The organism is Streptomyces roseus, from assembly GCF_001044425.1.
Taxonomy (GTDB): domain Bacteria; phylum Actinomycetota; class Actinomycetes; order Streptomycetales; family Streptomycetaceae; genus Streptomyces; species Streptomyces roseus.
Genome location: NZ_LFML01000122.1, coordinates 143,874 through 159,883 on the forward strand (window position 1 = coordinate 143,874; position 16,010 = coordinate 159,883).

A 16,010-nucleotide genomic window follows, 5' to 3' on the forward strand; every position below is an offset into this window, starting at 1 on the left:
TCCATTACCTTGGGAGGTTCCGGTGCCCCTTCGAAATGCCACTGGATCACCGCAGAAGTAGCGTTTCCGGCATGAGCGAATCTTCATTCCAGGACGAGGTGCTCGGCGAGCTGGGACCGGACCGGCTGACCGAGATCGCCGGCCTCCTCGGCACCGATACCGCGGGCGCCCGCGAGACCGTCGCGACGACGGTCGGGGCCATGACCGGCGACCTCCAGGAGAAGGCAGGCGCCGATGGCGACGACGGCAACGAGGTGCGCCAGGCCTTCGCCGAGGTGTCCGAACCCCCGTTGCAGGGCGTGGCCACGCTCGGCGGCGGACTGCTCGGCGGGGGCCTGATGGCCGGGGTGCTCGCGAAGATGAGCAGGCCGGTGGCCGCGGCGGTGTCCAGGAAGACCGGCGTCCCGGCGGCCACCGTCTCCCGCGTCATCGAGATGCTGATCCCGGTGGTGCTGGCGGTCTTCGCCAAGCGCGCGGCGGCCGGCAAGGGCACGGCCGCCGGAGCCCCCGGCGCGGCCCCGGGGGCCGCTCCCGGCGCCGCCCCGGCCGGGGGCGGCGGCCTCGGCGACCTCCTCGGCCAGATCCTGGGCGGCGGCAAAAAGTAGCCCGCTACGCTGGGGCTCCATGGAGCCTCCTGCCGACAACTCCGCCCCACCCGTACGGCTTCGGGACCCCGAGCCCGGGGAGCTGGGCTGGATCGTGCAGCGGCACGGCGCGCTCTACTGGGCCGAGTACGGGTGGAACACCGACTTCGAGGGCCTGGTGGCCCGGATCGTCGCGGACTTCGCCCAGGACCACGACCCGTATCTGGAGCGGGTCTGGATCGCCGAGCTGGACGGGCGCCCGGCCGGCTCGGTGATGTGCGTCCGCGAGGACGGCTCGCCCGGCACCGCGCGGCTGCGGCTGCTGCTCGTGGAGCCGGAGGGCCGGGGCCACGGGATCGGATCGCTCCTGGTCGACGCCGTCGTCGCGTTCGCCCGCTCCGTCGGCTACCGCGAACTGGTGTTGTGGACCAACGACGTGCTGACCTCGGCCCGTTCCCTGTACGAGCGCGCCGGGTTCACCCTGGTGGCCGAGCGCCCGCACCGCTCGTACGGCGTCGCCCTCACGGGGCAGGACTGGCGGCTGCCGCTGCGGGAGGACTCCCCGCACTGACCGCCGCGGCGCCGCCGTCCTGGGCCGCCTTCGTACGAGTGCTCGCGCGGGCGGGGGCCAGCGAGGTCATGCCCACCCCGCCGACCAGCAGCAGCGCCGCCACCCAGCGCAGACCCGAGACCCCTTCGCCCAGCACCAGCGCCGCCGAGGACATCCCGAACACCGGCACCAGCAGCGAGAACGGCGCGACCGACGAGGCCGGGTAGCGCTTGAGCAGGTGGTTCCAGGCGCCGAACCCGAACACGGTGGACACCCAGGCGACGTAGGCGATGACGGCGGCCCCGGACCAGTCCAGGCCGCGCAGCGCGGCCAGGTCCCGCTCGGGCCCCTCCAGCAGCAGCGAGAGCGCGAACAGCGGCAGCACCGGGACGGTGCACACCCAGACCATGAAGTTCAGCGCGTCGGGCGGGGACGCCTTGCGGGTCAGCACGTTGGACACGCCCCAGCAGGCGGCGGCCGCGACGACCAGGGTGAAGCCGAGGACCGGCCCCGACGTGCCCCCGTCGACGGCGGCGACGGCGATCCCGGCGAGCGCCACCGCCATGCCGGCGATGCGGACCCGGCCGGGCCGCTCGCGCAGCACGAGGGAGGCCAGGACGGCGGTGAAGACGGACTGCACCTGGAGCACCAGCGAGGACAGCCCGGCCGGCATCCCGGCGGCCATGCCCGTGAACAGGAGGCCGAACTTGGCGATGCCGAGGGCCGCTCCGACCGCGACGATCCACTTCCAGGCGGTCTTGGGCCGCCCGACGAAGAAGACGGCGGGCAGCGCGGCGACGAGGAAGCGCAGGGCGGACAGGAGCAGCGGCGGGAAGTGGCCGAGGCCGATCTCGATGACGACGAAGTTGAAGCCCCAGACGGCGGCGACGAGTACGGCGAGTGCGGTGTGAACGGGACGCATGCTCCGAGCATCGACGCCGCAACCATGTAGCACCAGCACGGATGTCTTCCGGGATGGATGAAGCATCGCTTACGAGTGCACCGCGGTCCGGCGGTCCTACGATGGGCCGCATGCTCGACCTCTCCCGGCTGCGCGCCCTGCACGCCGTCTCCGTCCACGGCTCGGTCGCGGCCGCCGCGGCCGCCCTCGGCTACACCCCGTCCGCCGTGTCCCAGCAGATCGCCAAGCTGGAGCGGGAGACCCGGACCACGCTGCTGGAGCGGCGCGGGCGCGGGGTCGCGCTCACCGAGGAGGCCCGCCACCTCGCCGAGACCGCCCAGGAGTTGCTGGCGATCGTGGAGCGAGCCGAGACCACCCTGGAGGAGCGCCGCGGGCAGCCGAGCGGGCTGCTGACGGTGGCCGCCTTCGCCTCGGCGGCGCGCGGTCTCATGCCGGGGGCGCTCGCCGATCTCGCGCGCCGGCATCCCGCCCTGGACGTACGCCTGACCGAGGTCGACCCGCACCTGTCGGTGGACCTGGTGGCCCGGGGGGTCACCGATCTGGCGGTGGCCCACGACTGGGACATCGCCCCGCTGCCGGCCCCGGAGGGCGTCGAGCAGGCGGTCATCGGGGACGACCGCTGCGATCTGGTGGTCCCCGCGGACCACCCCTTCACACGGCGGGCGGTCGTCCGCCGGGCGGACCTCGGCGGCGAGCGCTGGGTGTGCCAGCCGCCCGGCCGGGTCTGCCACGACTGGCTGGTGCGGACGCTGCGCACGGCCGGTTTCGAGCCGGAGATCGCGCACGTGGCCGAGGAGAACCACACCATCGTCGCGCTGGTCGCGGCCGGGCTCGGGGTGGCGGTCGTACCCCGCCTCGGCACCGGCGCGCTGCCGCCGGGCGCGGTGGCCGTACCGCTGGAGCCGGGCCCCGTACGCAGGTTGTACGCGGTGTGGCGGACGGGGGCGGCCCGTCGGCCGGCGATCACCGAGGCGGTACGGACCCTGCGGGAGCACTGGGCGTACGCGGCCCCCCGTCCGGGGGACCTCCCGAGTGTCCGCGGCGGCCCGGACCCGGCCCGGCAGTAGGGTCCGGGCCGTGTCGTACCACGCCTCCCGCAGGTCCCTGCTCACCGCGGCAGCCCTGGCCGCCGTCACGGCCGCCGGGGTGGCCTCGTACGCCGCGGCCGGCGACCCGGGCGGTGAGGGCGGCGGACCGCGCCCCGGCGGCGGGGCCGCCGACGACGGACGCCCCGGGGACCGGGCGCCCGGCCAAGCTCCCGACCGGGCGGCGCTGCTGCGCCTGATGGCCGGGATGAGCCTGGCCGAGAAGGTCGGGCAGCTCTTCGTGTCGCGCGCGTACGGCCATTCGGCGACCGATCCGGATGCGGCCGACGCCGAGCAGAACCAGAAGCTGTTCGGGGTGCGCACGGCCGCGGAGCTGGTCTCCCGCTTCCACGTCGGCGGGATCATCTACTTCTCCTGGGCCCACAACACCCGTGACCCGCAGCAGATCGCCGAGCTGTCGGCCGCCCTCCAGCGGGCGGCGGCGGCAGCCGGTTCCGGCGTCCCGCTGCTGCTCTCCACCGACCAGGAGCACGGCGCCGTGGCGCGCATCGGCAAGCCGGCGACGCTGCTGCCGGGGGCGATGGCCCTGGGGGCGCGGCACGGCGCGGGCGCGGCGGCGGCCGGCGGTACGGGAACGGGTGCGGGTGCGGGTGCGGGTACCGGTACGGGTGGTACCGCTGCGGGCTCCGACTCGGGCTCCGGCCCCGCCTCCGACCCCGCGGCCACCGCCGAGGCCCGCCGCGCCGCCCGCATCGCGGGGGCCGAGCTGGCCGCTATGGGCATCCGGCAGGACTACGCGCCGGTGGCCGACGTGAACGTCAACCCGGCCAATCCGGTGATCGGCGTGAGATCCTTCGGCTCCGACCCGCAGGCGGTGGCGGCCCTGGTCGCCGCCCAGGTCCGCGGCTACCAGGGGGCCGGAGTGGCCGCCACCGCCAAGCACTTCCCCGGGCACGGGGACACCGAGACCGACAGCCACGTCGGGCTGCCGGTGATGCGGCACAGCCGGGCCCAGTGGGAGGAGCTGGACGAGCCGCCGTTCCGTGCGGCGGTGGAGGCGGGGGTGGACGCCGTGATGACGGCGCACATCGTCTTCCCCGCGCTCGACCCCTCGGGGGACCCGGCGACCCTCTCGCGGCCGATCGTGACCGGCATCCTGCGCGAACGCCTGGGGTTCCGGGGGGTGGTGGTCACCGACGCCCTCGACATGGCCGGGGTCCGCCAGAAGTACGGGGACGACCGGGTCCCGGTCCTGGCCCTGAAGGCGGGCTGCGACCAGCTGCTGAACCCCCCGGACCTGGGCCTGGCGCACCGGAGCGTGCTCGCGGCCGTGGAGGCGGGCGAGCTGACGCAGGCCCGGATCGAGGAGTCGGTGCTGCGGATCCTGGAACTGAAGTCCCGCCGGGGCCTGTTCGACGCGGCCCACACGGCCGCCGGGCGGACGGACGCCCTGGTGGGGATCCCGGCGCACCTCGCGGCCGCGGACGAGATCGCGGCGGGCACGACGACCCTGCTGGCCAATCCGGTGAAGCTGCTGCCGCTCGACCCCGTGGCCGCGCCCCGGGTGCTGGTCACCGGGACCGATCCCGCCTCCCCCAGCGGTACGACGGGACCCCCCACCGCGGTACTGGCCCGGGAGTTGGCGGCCCTGGGCTGCCGGGCGACGGCCGTGCCGCCCGCCCGGGCGGTGGCCGCGGCTCCCGGCAACGCGGCGGTGCTGGTGTGCACGTACAACGTCCCCGAGGGGGACGATCCCCAGCGCACGCTGGTGACGGAACTGCTGGCCACCGGGGTGCCGGTGGTAGTGGTGGCGATCCGCAACCCGTACGACCCGGCCCGGCTCCCCGCGTGCGCGGCGGAACTGGCGACGTACACCTGGACGGACGTGGAGATGCGGGCGGCGGCCCGGGTGGTCACCGGGGCGGTACGGCCCACGGGCCGCCTCCCGGTGCCGGTGCCGGGCCGCTACCCGCTGGGCCACGGGCTGTCGTACGACTGAGTACGCCGGGTACCGGCCGTACCACCCTCCCGTGGCCCCTCGGTCCCTGCCGGGGAGCTACGGCCGCAGCTGCGGCTCGCGCTCCATCTGCTTCTGGTCGAGCACCGCGTCGGGCTTCGCCAGCGGCGTCGCCCGGCCCGCGTCGGCGAGGGCGGCGGCGGGGGCGACCCCGGCCCACTGGAGGATCTTCTGCGTGGCCAGGGCCTTCTCGCCGTCCATGAGCTTGGCGACGTTGGCCCCGTGGTTGGCACCCGGCGCGATCATCACGTAGCTGTCGCGGGCGGAGTAGCCGAGGTGGAACGGTTCGGCACCCCACGGGTCGTTCTGTCCGTACACGAACAGCATCTGGTTCGCGTTGTTCCTCACCCAGTTGTCGACGTCCGCCATGACCCCCGGCTGGAAGGTCATCGGGATGTCGCGGGGCACGAAGTTGCGCGGCGGCTGGTAGCCGTAGCGGCTCAGGCCCTTGAGGTGCGGCTGCTTGATGTCGGGCGAACCGAGCTGCGTACCCGCCTGGTAGTAGTACGGCGTGTACGTCGCCAGGCCCTGGTCGGCGTAGGCCGAGAAGCCGGAGATCGTGTCGACCGAGTCCCAGATCTCCTGGTCGCTCGCGGTCGCGGCGGCCGGGATGGAGGCGCAGTCGGCGAGCAGGCTGTACTGCCAGAACGCCCAGACGTAGTCGAGCACGACGGCCTCGAAGGCCTTGTCGAGGCTGCCGACGGTGGTGAAGGTCCAGCCGTTCTCGGAGGCGGCGGCCGCGTACTTGGCCTCCAGCGGCTCGCGGCGTACGAGCGCCTCGCGCTGCACCGCGTTCAGCTTGTCGCGGCACTCCTTGGTGCCGACCTTGGCGAAGAACCGGTCGTACGCCGAGTCCTCTTTGTTGACGACGTCGTTCGGCGCGACGTACGCGACGACACCGTCCATGTCGCGCGGGTAGTAGCGCTCGTAGTACGTCGCCGTCATACCGCCCTTGCTGCCGCCCGTGGCCAGCCAGTTCTTCTTGTAGATCTTCTTCAGGGCGGTGAAGATGCGGTGCTGGTCACTGGCGGCCTGCCAGATGTCCAGGTTCGCCCAGTTGGCCGGATCGGGCCGGGAGGGCGTGAAGAATCGGTACTCCAGCGACACCTGGTTGCCGTCGACGATGGTCGTCGGCTCGCTGCGGCGCGGGCTGGTGTTGACGTTGTAGCCGGAGGTGAAGAAGACCGTGGGCCGGGAGACGTCCTTGTGCAGCAGGGTGAGGCGCTGCTTGAAGGTGCCCTTCGACGGGTTCCGGTGGTCCACCGGCTGCTCGTAGTTGAGTACGAAGAAGCGGTACCCGGGGTACTCCTTCTCCTCGATCAGACTCATCCCCGCGATGGCGAGGATCTCGTCCTTGATGTCCGTCGCGGCGGACGGCCCTGCGGCGGTGGCCGCCTGGGCCGTGAAGCCGGCTGCTCCCATGGTGCCGATCAGCACCACGAGCGACAGCAGCCAGCCGAGCGTCTTGCGCATTCACCCTCCCCTGAGTTCACTTCGGTCGCCCGTGAACCTAGCGGGGTCAACGCGCCGCTGACCAGACCTGGTTGGGCCGCTCGTTCAGCACAGGATCCAGCCGGAATCGACGGAGCCGGCCTCGATGCTCCCCTTCACATACACGCAGCGGGTGATCGCACCGACGGCGACGGGTCCGGCATATCGGGTGAATTGCCCGGCGTCGCGGACCGGGACCCCGCCGCGCGGCTGGATGCTCACCGCCATCGCCCGGCGCCGGCCCGGGTCGTGGGCGACGGTCACCGCGCAGGCTTGCGTACGGCTCTTGTAGACGCGCACCTCGCCGGTCGGCAGCGGCAGCGTCCTGACCAGGTCTCCCCCGCAGCCCCCGGTCGCCGCGTGCGCCGCGGGCGCCGCGAGCAGCCCGCCGGCGCACAGCATCAGCCCGGCCACGAGCGCCCGCGCCGACGCGGCCCCCCGGCCGCGTCCCTTCCGTCCGTACCCCACCCTGTCCCCCGATCGGTCGTACGTGACACGTACGCACGTACGACGCGCAGACCCCCCGGAAGGTTGCTCACCGCAAGGTCCGGGGGGCTGTGGGCGGGGGCGGGAAGGCCGCCGGGGGTCAGGCGGCGGCGCGTTCGTCCTCGCCGACGAAGGTGCGCCACAGCTGCGCGTAACGGCCGTCGCGGGCCACGAGTTCGGCGTGCGTGCCGTCCTCCACGACCCGGCCGCGGTCCATGACCACGACGCGGTCGGCGCGGGCGGCCGTGGTCAGCCGGTGCGCCACCACGAGGGTGGTGCGCTTGCCGGCGAGCCGGTCGGTGGCCTGGTTGACCTGCGCCTCGGTGGCGAGGTCGAGCGCCGCGGTGGCCTCGTCGAGCAGCAGCACGTCCGGGTCGACGAGTTCGGCGCGGGCCAGCGCGATCAGCTGGCGCTGTCCGGCCGACAGGTTGCGGCCGCGCTCGGCGACGGTGTGCAGGTAGCCGCCGTCGAGGGTGGCGATCATGTCGTGGGCGCCGACCGCGCGGGCGGCCGCCTCCACTTCGGCGTCGCTCGCGCCGGGCCGGCCGTACGCGATGGCGTCGCGGACCGTCCCCGGGAAGAGGTAGGGCTCCTGGGGGACCACTCCGAGCCGGTGGCGGTACCCGGTCAGGTCCAGCTCCCGCAGGTCGGCGCCGTCGACGCTGACCCGGCCGGAGGTCGGGTCGTAGAACCGGGCCACGAGCTTGACCAGCGTGGACTTTCCGGCGCCGGTCTCGCCGACGAAGGCGACCGTCTGGCCGGCGGGGATCCGCAGGCTGATTCCGGCCAGCGCCTCGCCCTTCTCGCCGCGCTCCTCGGCGGTGCCGTACGCGAAGCGCACGTCCTCGAAGGCGATCTCGCCGCGCAGCTCCCCGACCGCGCGCGGGTCGGCCGGGCGCGGGGTGCTGGTGGGCTCGCGCAGCAGCCCCTGGATCCGGCCGAGCGAGACGGTGGCCTGCTGGTAGCCGTCGAAGACCTGGGAGAGCTGCTGGACCGGGGCGAAGAACAGGTCGATGTAGAGCAGGTACGCCACCAGCGCGCCGGTGGTGAGGGTGCCCGCCTCGACCCGGCCGGCGCCGACGATCAGCACGGCGGCCGCGGCCCCGGAGGACAGCAGCTGCACGAAGGGGAAGTAGACGGATATCAGCCACTGACCGCGCACCCGGGCCTGGCGGTACGAGTTGCTCCGCTCCGCGAACCGGGCGGCGCCGGCCCGCTCGCGGCGGAAGGCCTGGACGATGCGCAGCCCGGAGACTGACTCCTGGAGGTCGGCGTTGACCAGGCTGACCCGGTCGCGGGCGAGCTCGTACGCGGCGACCGACTTACGGCGGAAGACGACCGTGCCGGCGACCAGCACGGGGAGGGTGGCGAAGACGATCAGCGCGAGTTCGACGTCGAGGACGAGCAGGGCGATCAGGATGCCGAAGAAGGTGAAGACGGAGACGACGGCGGTGACGAGCCCGGTTTGCAGGAAGCTGGAGAGGGCGTCCACGTCGGTGGTCATCCGGGTCATGATCTTGCCGGTCAGCTCGCGCTCGTAGTAGTCGAGGCCGAGGCGCTGGAGCTGGGCGAAGATCTTGACGCGCAGGGCGTACAGGACGCGCTCGCCGGTGCGCCCGGTCATCCGGGTCTCGGCGAACTGGGCGGCCCACTGGGCGACGACGACACCGAGCGCGAGGGCGGCGGCCACCCAGACGGCGCCGAGGGCGGCCTGTTCGACGCCCTTGTCGATGCCGTGCCGGATCAGGATCGGGAGCAGCAGTCCGGAGCCGGCGTCGACGGCGACGAGGCCGAGGCTGATGGCGAGGGGCGCCCAGAACCCGCTGAGCAGCCGGCGCAGGTTGTAGCTCTTCTCGGCGGCCGCGGCGCGCTCCTCGTCCACGGCCGGCTCGTCGTCGGCGGGCGGCAGGGCGGCCACCTGGGCGAGCAGTTCGGGGGTCGCGGGAGGTCCTCCCGGCGAAGCCGGAGGGAGCGCGCCGGCGGACCCCGCGTCCTCCTCCTGTTCCTCCTGGCGGCGCCAGAGCTCCGGGGTCACCCCGTCGACGACCCGCCGCTTGGCGTTGACCGGTTCGGAGTCGATCTCGGCTTCGAGCTCGATGTCCCGTTCCAGCCGGCCCTCGATGTCCCGCTCGAACTCGGCCATCGCGGGCGCCTCGGGGGTGCGCGGCGAGCCGGCGCCCAGCGCGTCCGGGTCGGTGAGCAGGCGTCGGTAGAGCGCCGAGCGGCGCTCCAGCTCCTCGTGCGTACCGATGTCGGAGAGCCGGCCGCGGTCGAGTACCGCGATCCGGTCGGCCAGCCCGAGCGTGGAGCGGCGGTGGGCGATCAGGAGGGTGGTGCGGCCGGCCATGACGGAGCGCAGCGCCTCGTGGATCTCGTGCTCGACGCGGGCGTCGACGGCCGAGGTGGCGTCGTCGAGGAGCAGCAGCCGGGGGTCGGTGAGGATGGCGCGGGCGAGTGCGATGCGCTGGCGCTGGCCGCCGGAGAGGGTGAGCCCCTGCTCGCCGACCTTGGTGTCGTACCCGGCGGGCAGGGCCTGGATGAACGGTTCGGCCTGGGCTGCGCGGGCGGCCGCCTCGATCTGCGCGTCGGTCGCGTCGGGCTGCCCGTAGGCGATGTTGGCGCGGATGGTGTCGGAGAAGAGGAACGAGTCCTCCGGTACGAGCCCGATGGCCGCGCGCAGCGAGTCGTACGTCAGCTCGCGCACGTCGTGCCCGCCGACGCGGACGGTGCCGCGGTCGGCGTCGTAGAAGCGCGGCAGGAGGAGGGAGACGGTGGACTTGCCGGAGCCGGAGGCCCCGACGACGGCCACGGTCTCGCCCTCGGCGATGGAGAGCGAGAACCCGTCGAGGACGGGCCGCTCGGGGTCGTACCCGAAGACGACCTCGTCGAACTCGACGGTGGCGGGGGCGTCGGCGGGCAGCTCCCTCGTGCCCTCTTCGATGACGGGCTGGGTGTCGATGAGCTCGAAGACGCGCTCGACGCCGGCGCGGGCCTGCTGGCCGACGGTGAGGACCATGGCGAGCATGCGGACGGGGCCGACGAGCTGGGCGAGGTAGGTGGAGAAGGCGACGAACGTACCGAGGGTGATGTGCCCCTGGGTCGCCATCCAGCCGCCGAGCGCCAGCATGGCGACCTGCCCGAGGGCGGGTACGGCCTGCAGGGCGGGGGTGTAGCGGGAGTTGAGCCGGATGGTCCGCATCCGGCCGGCGAACAGCCGGCGCCCGGCCGCGCGCAGCTTGCCGGTCTCCTGCTCCTCCTGGCCGAAGCCCTTGACGACGCGCACGCCCGTCACGGCTCCGTCGACGACGGTGGCGACGGCGGCGGCCTGGCCCTGGGCCCACCAGGTGGCGGGGAAGAGCCTCTTGCGGCTGCGCTTGGCGATGAACCAGAGGGCGGGGGCCATGAGCAGCGCGACGAGGGTCAGCAGCGGGGACAGCGCCAGCATGATGCCGAGGGAGATCCCGAAGAGGAGGAAGTTCCCGATGGTCATGGGCAGCATGAAGAGCAGGCCCTGGATCAGCTGGAGGTCGCTGGTGGCGCGCCCGATGACCTGGCCGGTGGACAGCTCGTCCTGGCGCCGCCCGTCGAGGCGGGCGATGGTGTCGTACATGTCGGTGCGCAGGTCGTGCTGGACGTCGAGCGCGAGGCGGCCGCCGTAGTACCTGCGGATGTAGGTCAGTACGTACACGAGGACGGCGGCGGCTATGAGGAGCCCGGCCCAGACGCCCATGGGCTTGGTGTGGTCGCCGATGACGTCGTCGATGATCACCTTGGTGACCAGGGGTACGAGGGCCATGACGGCCATGCCGGCCAGTGAGGACCCGAGGGCGAGCAGCACGTTGGTCCGGTACCGCCAGGTGTAGGCGGTGAGCCGCCTGGCCCAGCCCTGTTTCTCGCCCGCTGCCGTCGATGCCGCCGCCACGTGGTCCTCCCCGTTCGTCCAGTCCTGCCGCTCCTCCAACGCCCCGACCGGCGGATTTCATCCCGCCGCAACAATTCGCACCGGCGTACGGGCCCGGCTACGGGGCGTCGAACTCGTACTCCAGGACGTAGGCGGAGGCGTCGAGGGTCATCTCGTTGACCTCGACCGCGTGACCGTCGGCGGTGAAGGCGGTACGGCAGACCAGTACCACCGGGGTCCCGGACGTGAGGCCGAGTCCGTCGGCCTCCTCGGGGGTGGGCATCCGGGAGCGGACCTCCTCCCGGAAGCGGACCGGCTTGCGGCCGAGATCCGCCAGTCGGGCGTAGATGCCGCCGGGGCCGGAATCCGGCTCCGCGATGGCCGTACCGGCGGTGAGGGCGGCATCCAGGTAAGAGGTGGCGACCATGACCGGCTTGGCATCGAGGAGGAACCTCCTCCGGCGAACACGGACAATCGCCCCCGCCGGAAGGCCCAGGGCTGCGGCCACGGCAGCGGGAGCAGGCTTCTCGGACACACCAAGGAACTCCACCTGGGGATCGCGCCCATGGCCGTCCGCGGCCCAGATCGAGCCGCCCGCTCCCCAGACCTCGACGGCGAGGCGCTGGATCCCGCGGCGGCGCAGGCCGACCTTGAACTCACGCACGAAGACTCCGGCGCCCTTGCGGGCCTCCACCAGTCCTTCCGCCTGGAGGGCCGCGAACGCCTGGCGGGCGGTCATCCTGGCGACTCCGTACGTGCCCATCAATTCGCTCTCACCGGGCAGCCGGTCCCCTGGACCGTACTGGCCTGCGGCAATGGCCTCCTTCAACGCGGCGGCGATGCGCTGGTACTTGGGCTGCCGTTTCTGGGCGCCACTTGGCATACGAACCTCCTGATCACCTCCGGACAGCCTAGGGCGCGCAACAGGTCAAGAATCGCTGTCGGCCCGTCCGCTCCCCGCACCCCCTAAACATATCTAGACATCTACTTGACCGCCCTCGCATGCCGACGCTTCACTGACACCTATCTAGATAGGTGAGGTGATGTGCATGACCCCCATCGGCGACGCCTTCTGGCTCCTGCCCCGGACCCCGCGAACCCCCGGCTGGGCGCGCGCCTTCTTCCGGGTTCAGGCCCGTTCCTGGGGCGTCGCCCCGCAGGTCGCCGAGGCGGCCGAGCTGGCGCTGTCGGAACTCGTCACCAACGCCGTACGGCACGCTCGCGCACCCCGCGGCCGCGAGATCGGGGTGAAGGCGGTGTGGGACGGCGCGTGCCTGCGCGTCGAAGTCGCCGACGCAGGCCCCTGGGTGGATCTGGAACCGCAGGCCCACCTTCAGGACGGCGAGGACGGGCGCGGCCTCGCCGTCGTCGGCGCCGTGGCCGCCCGCTGGGGCGTCGAGCCCCGCGCCCACGGCATCGGCAAGACGGTCTGGGCGGACTTTCCCGTGCCCGGCAGCGGTGCGTGAGGGGCACCGCAAGGAAGGGCGCGGTCAGGCCAGGTGGGTCGGGGCGAACATCTTCAGGGTGGTCGGGAGGACCAGGACGGTGGGACCGGGGGTGGCGAGGGACTTCTTCAGGTTCTCGCGCAGGGATTCCGGGGTCGTCCTCACTGCCGGGACGCCGAAGGACTCGGCCAGGGCCGCGAAGTCCGGGCGGGTGAGTTCGGTGGCCGTCGTGCGGCCCTCGAAGGAGTCCGCCATGTACTCGCGCAGGATGCCGTAGCCGCCGTCGTCCACGATCAGCCAGGTCACGTCCAGGTCGTACTGCTTCGCCGTCGCCAGGTCCGCGATCGAGTACATCGCGCCGCCGTCGCCGGAGACCGCCAGGACCGGGGTGTCCGGTTCCGCGACGCAGGCGCCGAGGGCCGCCGGGAAGGCGTAGCCGAGGCCGCCGGCGCCCTGCGCCGAGTGCATCGTGTTGGGGTGCTTCGCGTCGAACGCCGACCAGGCCCAGTAGGACAGGATCGTCATGTCCCAGAAGGACGGGGAGCGGGCGGGCAGGGCGGCGCGGATCGACGTGAGCAGACCGCGCTCCAGCGCCACGTCCTGCGCCGACAGACGGGTCTCGATCTCCGCCAGGAGCAGGCGCACCCGCTCCGGGGCCTCGGGGTCCCGGCGTTCGCCGACCGTTTCCAGGAGGGCCTGGAGGGCCAGGCGGGCGTCCGCGTGGATGCCGAGGGCGGCGTGGTTGGACTCCAGCTTCCCGAGGTCCGCCTCGATCTGGACGACCCGGCCCCCGGGGAAGAACGTGTGGTAGTTCGAGGAGAGTTCGCCCAGCCCCGAGCCGACCACCAGCAGGACGTCCGCGTCCTCCAGGAAGTCCGTCATGTGGCGGTCCTCCAGCCAGGACTGGAGGGACAGCGGGTGGGTCCACGGGAAGGCGCCCTTGGCGCCGAACGTGGTGACCACCGGAGCGCTCAGCCGCTCCGCGAGCTGCCGCAGCTTGCCGGCCGCGTCCGAGCGGATCACCCCGCCGCCCGCGATGATCACGGGGCGGGAGGCCCGCTCCAGCCAGTGCGCCGCGAGCGCGGTGAGCTCGGGGCGCGGGGCCAGTTCGTGCGGGCCGGCGTCCACGGCCGTGACCTGCGGGATCATCGTCTCCGCGCGCAGCACGTCCTCGGGGATTTCCACCCAGACCGGGCCGTGCGGAGCCGTCAGCGCCGATTCCCAGGCCTCCGCGATCGCGGAGGGGATCTGCGAGGGCGTGCGGGCCGTGTGGACCGACTTCACCACGTCCCGGAACGAGGCCGACTGGTCCCGCAGCTCGTGCAGGTGCCCGCGCCGTCCGCCGCCCAGGCCCGCCACCGGGACCTGGGAGGCGATGGCGAGGACGGGTGCCGACGCGGCGGCCGCCTCCGCCAGGGCCGGCAGGGCCATCAGCGCGCCCGGACCGGTCGACAGCAGCAGCGGAACCGCCTCGCCGGTCATGCGGCCGTACGCGTCGGCGGCGAAGCCCGCGTTGTTCTCCGTACGGAGCCCGATCAGCCGCAGGTCGGAGCGGCCGACCGCGTCGAAGAGGGAGAGCGCGTGCTGCCCCGGCAGACCGAAGACGGTGGTCGCGCCGAGGCCGCGGAGCGTTTCCACGACCAGGTCCCCGCCCGTCCGCCCCGGCGGCGGCGCGAGGGCGGCCGCCCGCTGGGCGTCGGTGGGACGGAGTACCAGGTCGTGGTCGTGCGTCACGTGCGCTCACTCGCCTTCTCGGGTGCTACTTCGCCTTCTTCGCGGCGGCGATCTGGCGGCTCATGATCGTCGTCAGCTCGTACGCGGTGTGCGAGGCCGCGACCGAGGTGATCTCGGCGTGATCGTACGCCGGGGCGACCTCGACGACGTCGGCCGAGACCAGGTTGCAGGAGGACAGGCCGCGGATGATCTCCAGCAGCTCGCGGGAGGTCATGCCGCCCGCCTCCGGCGTGCCGGTGCCGGGCGCGTGCGCCGGGTCCAGCACGTCGATGTCGATCGAGATGTACAGCGGACGGTCGCCGATGCGCTGGCGCAGCTGGTCCGCGACCTCGTCGGCACCGCGCCGGTAGACGTCGGCCGAGGTCACGATGCCGAAGCCCATCTTGGCGTCGTCGTCGAGGTCCTGCTTGCCGTACAGCGGGCCGCGCGTGCCGACGTGCGAGAGCGCCTCGGTGTCGAGGATGCCCTCCTCCACGGCGCGGCGGAACGGGGTGCCGTGCGTGTACTCGGCGCCGAAGTACGTGTCCCAGGTGTCCAGGTGCGCGTCGAAGTGCAGCAGCGCCACCGGGCCGTGCTTCTTCGCGACGGAGCGCAGCAGCGGGAGGGCGATGGTGTGGTCGCCGCCGAGGGTCATCAGGCGGGAGCCGGCGCCGAGGAGCTCGTCCGCGGCCGCCTCGACCGTCTCGACGGCCTCGTTGATGTTGAAGGGGTTGACGGCGATGTCGCCGGCGTCCGCCACCTGCGCGAGCGCGAAGGGGGAGGCGTCCTGCGCCGGGTTGTACGGACGCAGCAGGCGCGAGGCCTCGCGGATGGCGTTGCCGCCGAAGCGGGCGCCGGGGCGGTACGAGACGCCCGAGTCGAAGGGGACACCGACGACAGCCACGTCGGCCGAGCCGACCTCGTCCAGGCGGGGCAGCCGGGCGAAGGTCGCGGGGCCCGCGTAGCGCGGGATGCGGGAGGAGTCGACCGGTCCACGCGGCGTCTGCTCGGTGCTCATGGGGGGGTGCCCTTCTGGAGGTCCTACGTGCGGTCCTTCGAGCGTAAGCGGGTGCCCGGGGGGCGCGAAGTGTACGTTTCATCCATCGGGTGACGTCGAACTGTACGGAGTATCCATGCCGAAGCCTGCCGGGGTCGACAGCCCGCCCACGCCCGCGGTCGGGCTGGGCGCGCTCCTCGCCGACCGGGAGCTGGAGCTGCGGCTGGTCGTCGCCGGGCCGGAGCCGGCGGAGGTGCACGGGGTGCACGCCTCGGAGATGGCGGACCCCTCGCCCTACCTGCTGGGCGGCGAGCTGCTGCTCACGGCGGGGGCGGGACTGGCGGAGCCGCAGGCCGGCCCGGCGAGCGGGGCGGACGACGCGGCGGACGCGTACGTACGGCGGCTCGTCGGCTCGGGGGTGGCCGCGCTCGGGTTCGGCGTGGCGCCGCTGCACGCGGAGGTGCCCGCGGAGCTCGTCCGGGCCTGCACCCGGCACCGGCTGCCGCTGCTGGAGGTGCCGCCGCGAACCCGGTTCACGGCCGTCGCCCGGGCCGTCTGGCGGCTCATGGCCGAGGCCCGGACCCGCGAGCTGCGCCGGGTCACCGAGGCCCAGCAGGCCCTCGCCGCGGCGGCCGCCCGCCCCGACCCGGTCCCGGCGGTGCTGTCCCGCCTCGCCGCGAGCCTGGGCGGGCACGTACGGCTGTGGCCGGACGGGCGGGCTGCGGGGAGCCCGGTACCGCCGGAGGCCCCGGCGGTACCGGCCGCGCTCGACGCGCTGCTGGCCCGCGTCGGCCGCGCCGACGGGCCCGCCACCGCCACCGACCAGGCCGACGGCCGGCACCTCGCCGCCTACGCCCT

General features: G+C 73.5%; 12 protein-coding genes and 1 pseudogene. 6 read left to right on the forward strand and 7 right to left on the reverse strand.

The window, feature by feature from the left end:
* Positions 1–71: 71 nt before the first annotated feature.
* Together ACS04_RS27215 and ACS04_RS27220 are read left to right on the forward strand one after the other, a co-directional pair.
* A complete protein-coding gene (locus ACS04_RS27215; RefSeq protein WP_048479418.1) occupies positions 72–605 on the forward strand; it encodes a DUF937 domain-containing protein in 534 nt (177 codons plus the stop codon).
* Between the two features lie 52 nt (positions 606–657).
* A pseudogene (locus ACS04_RS27220) lies at positions 658–1,155 on the forward strand (GNAT family N-acetyltransferase); the annotation flags it as partial.
* On the opposite strand, the gene ACS04_RS27225 reads toward ACS04_RS27220, so the two are convergent.
* A complete protein-coding gene (locus ACS04_RS27225) occupies positions 1,106–2,056 on the reverse strand; it encodes an EamA family transporter (protein ID WP_048479420.1) in 951 nt (316 codons plus the stop codon). The pseudogene ACS04_RS27220 and the gene ACS04_RS27225 overlap by 50 nt on opposite strands.
* 110 nt (positions 2,057–2,166) lie before the next feature.
* Between ACS04_RS27225 and ACS04_RS27230 the strand changes: the two genes are divergently transcribed.
* Together ACS04_RS27230 and ACS04_RS27235 are read left to right on the forward strand one after the other, a co-directional pair.
* Positions 2,167–3,123: a LysR family transcriptional regulator gene (locus tag ACS04_RS27230; RefSeq protein WP_048479421.1), complete on the forward strand. Its 957-nt coding sequence runs from the start codon at positions 2,167–2,169 to the stop codon at positions 3,121–3,123.
* 10 nt (positions 3,124–3,133) lie between these two features.
* The gene (locus ACS04_RS27235; RefSeq protein ID WP_048479446.1) at positions 3,134–5,101 is read left to right on the forward strand and encodes a glycoside hydrolase family 3 protein; all 1,968 of its coding nucleotides are present in this window, start codon (positions 3,134–3,136) and stop codon (positions 5,099–5,101) included.
* A 57-nt stretch (positions 5,102–5,158) separates the two neighbouring features.
* Here the strand turns inward: ACS04_RS27235 and ACS04_RS27240 are convergent, their stop codons facing one another.
* The 4 genes from ACS04_RS27240 to ACS04_RS27255 all read right to left on the reverse strand — a co-directional run bounded on the left by ACS04_RS27240 (position 5,159) and on the right by ACS04_RS27255 (position 11,880).
* Positions 5,159–6,592 carry a S28 family serine protease gene (locus ACS04_RS27240; protein WP_048479422.1) on the reverse strand — a complete coding sequence of 478 codons (1,434 nt, stop codon included), beginning with the start codon at positions 6,590–6,592 and terminating at the stop codon, positions 5,159–5,161.
* An 84-nt stretch (positions 6,593–6,676) separates the two neighbouring features.
* Entirely contained in the window at positions 6,677–7,078 is a 402-nt protein-coding gene (locus ACS04_RS27245; protein WP_048479423.1) for a hypothetical protein, read from the reverse strand.
* Positions 7,079–7,196: 118 nt separating this feature from the next.
* A complete protein-coding gene (locus ACS04_RS27250; protein ID WP_048479447.1) occupies positions 7,197–11,018 on the reverse strand; it encodes an ABC transporter ATP-binding protein in 3,822 nt (1,273 codons plus the stop codon).
* Positions 11,019–11,115: 97 nt separating this feature from the next.
* The gene (locus ACS04_RS27255; RefSeq protein ID WP_048479424.1) at positions 11,116–11,880 is read right to left on the reverse strand and encodes a GntR family transcriptional regulator; all 765 of its coding nucleotides are present in this window, start codon (positions 11,878–11,880) and stop codon (positions 11,116–11,118) included.
* Between the two features lie 166 nt (positions 11,881–12,046).
* Between ACS04_RS27255 and ACS04_RS27260 the strand changes: the two genes are divergently transcribed.
* Entirely contained in the window at positions 12,047–12,463 is a 417-nt protein-coding gene (locus tag ACS04_RS27260; protein WP_048479448.1) for an ATP-binding protein, read from the forward strand.
* A gap of 24 nt (positions 12,464–12,487) precedes the next feature.
* Here the strand turns inward: ACS04_RS27260 and ACS04_RS27265 are convergent, their stop codons facing one another.
* Entirely contained in the window at positions 12,488–14,176 is a 1,689-nt protein-coding gene (locus ACS04_RS27265) for a thiamine pyrophosphate-binding protein (RefSeq protein WP_048479425.1), read from the reverse strand.
* Positions 14,177–14,201: 25 nt separating this feature from the next.
* On the reverse strand, positions 14,202–15,173 hold the full coding sequence (speB, locus tag ACS04_RS27270) for an agmatinase (protein ID WP_048479426.1): 972 nt from the start codon (positions 15,171–15,173) through the stop codon (positions 14,202–14,204).
* A 115-nt stretch (positions 15,174–15,288) separates the two neighbouring features.
* Here speB and ACS04_RS27275 point away from each other — a divergent pair.
* On the forward strand, positions 15,289–16,010 hold a 722-nt coding region (locus ACS04_RS27275; RefSeq protein ID WP_048479427.1), incomplete at its 3' end, for a PucR family transcriptional regulator ligand-binding domain-containing protein.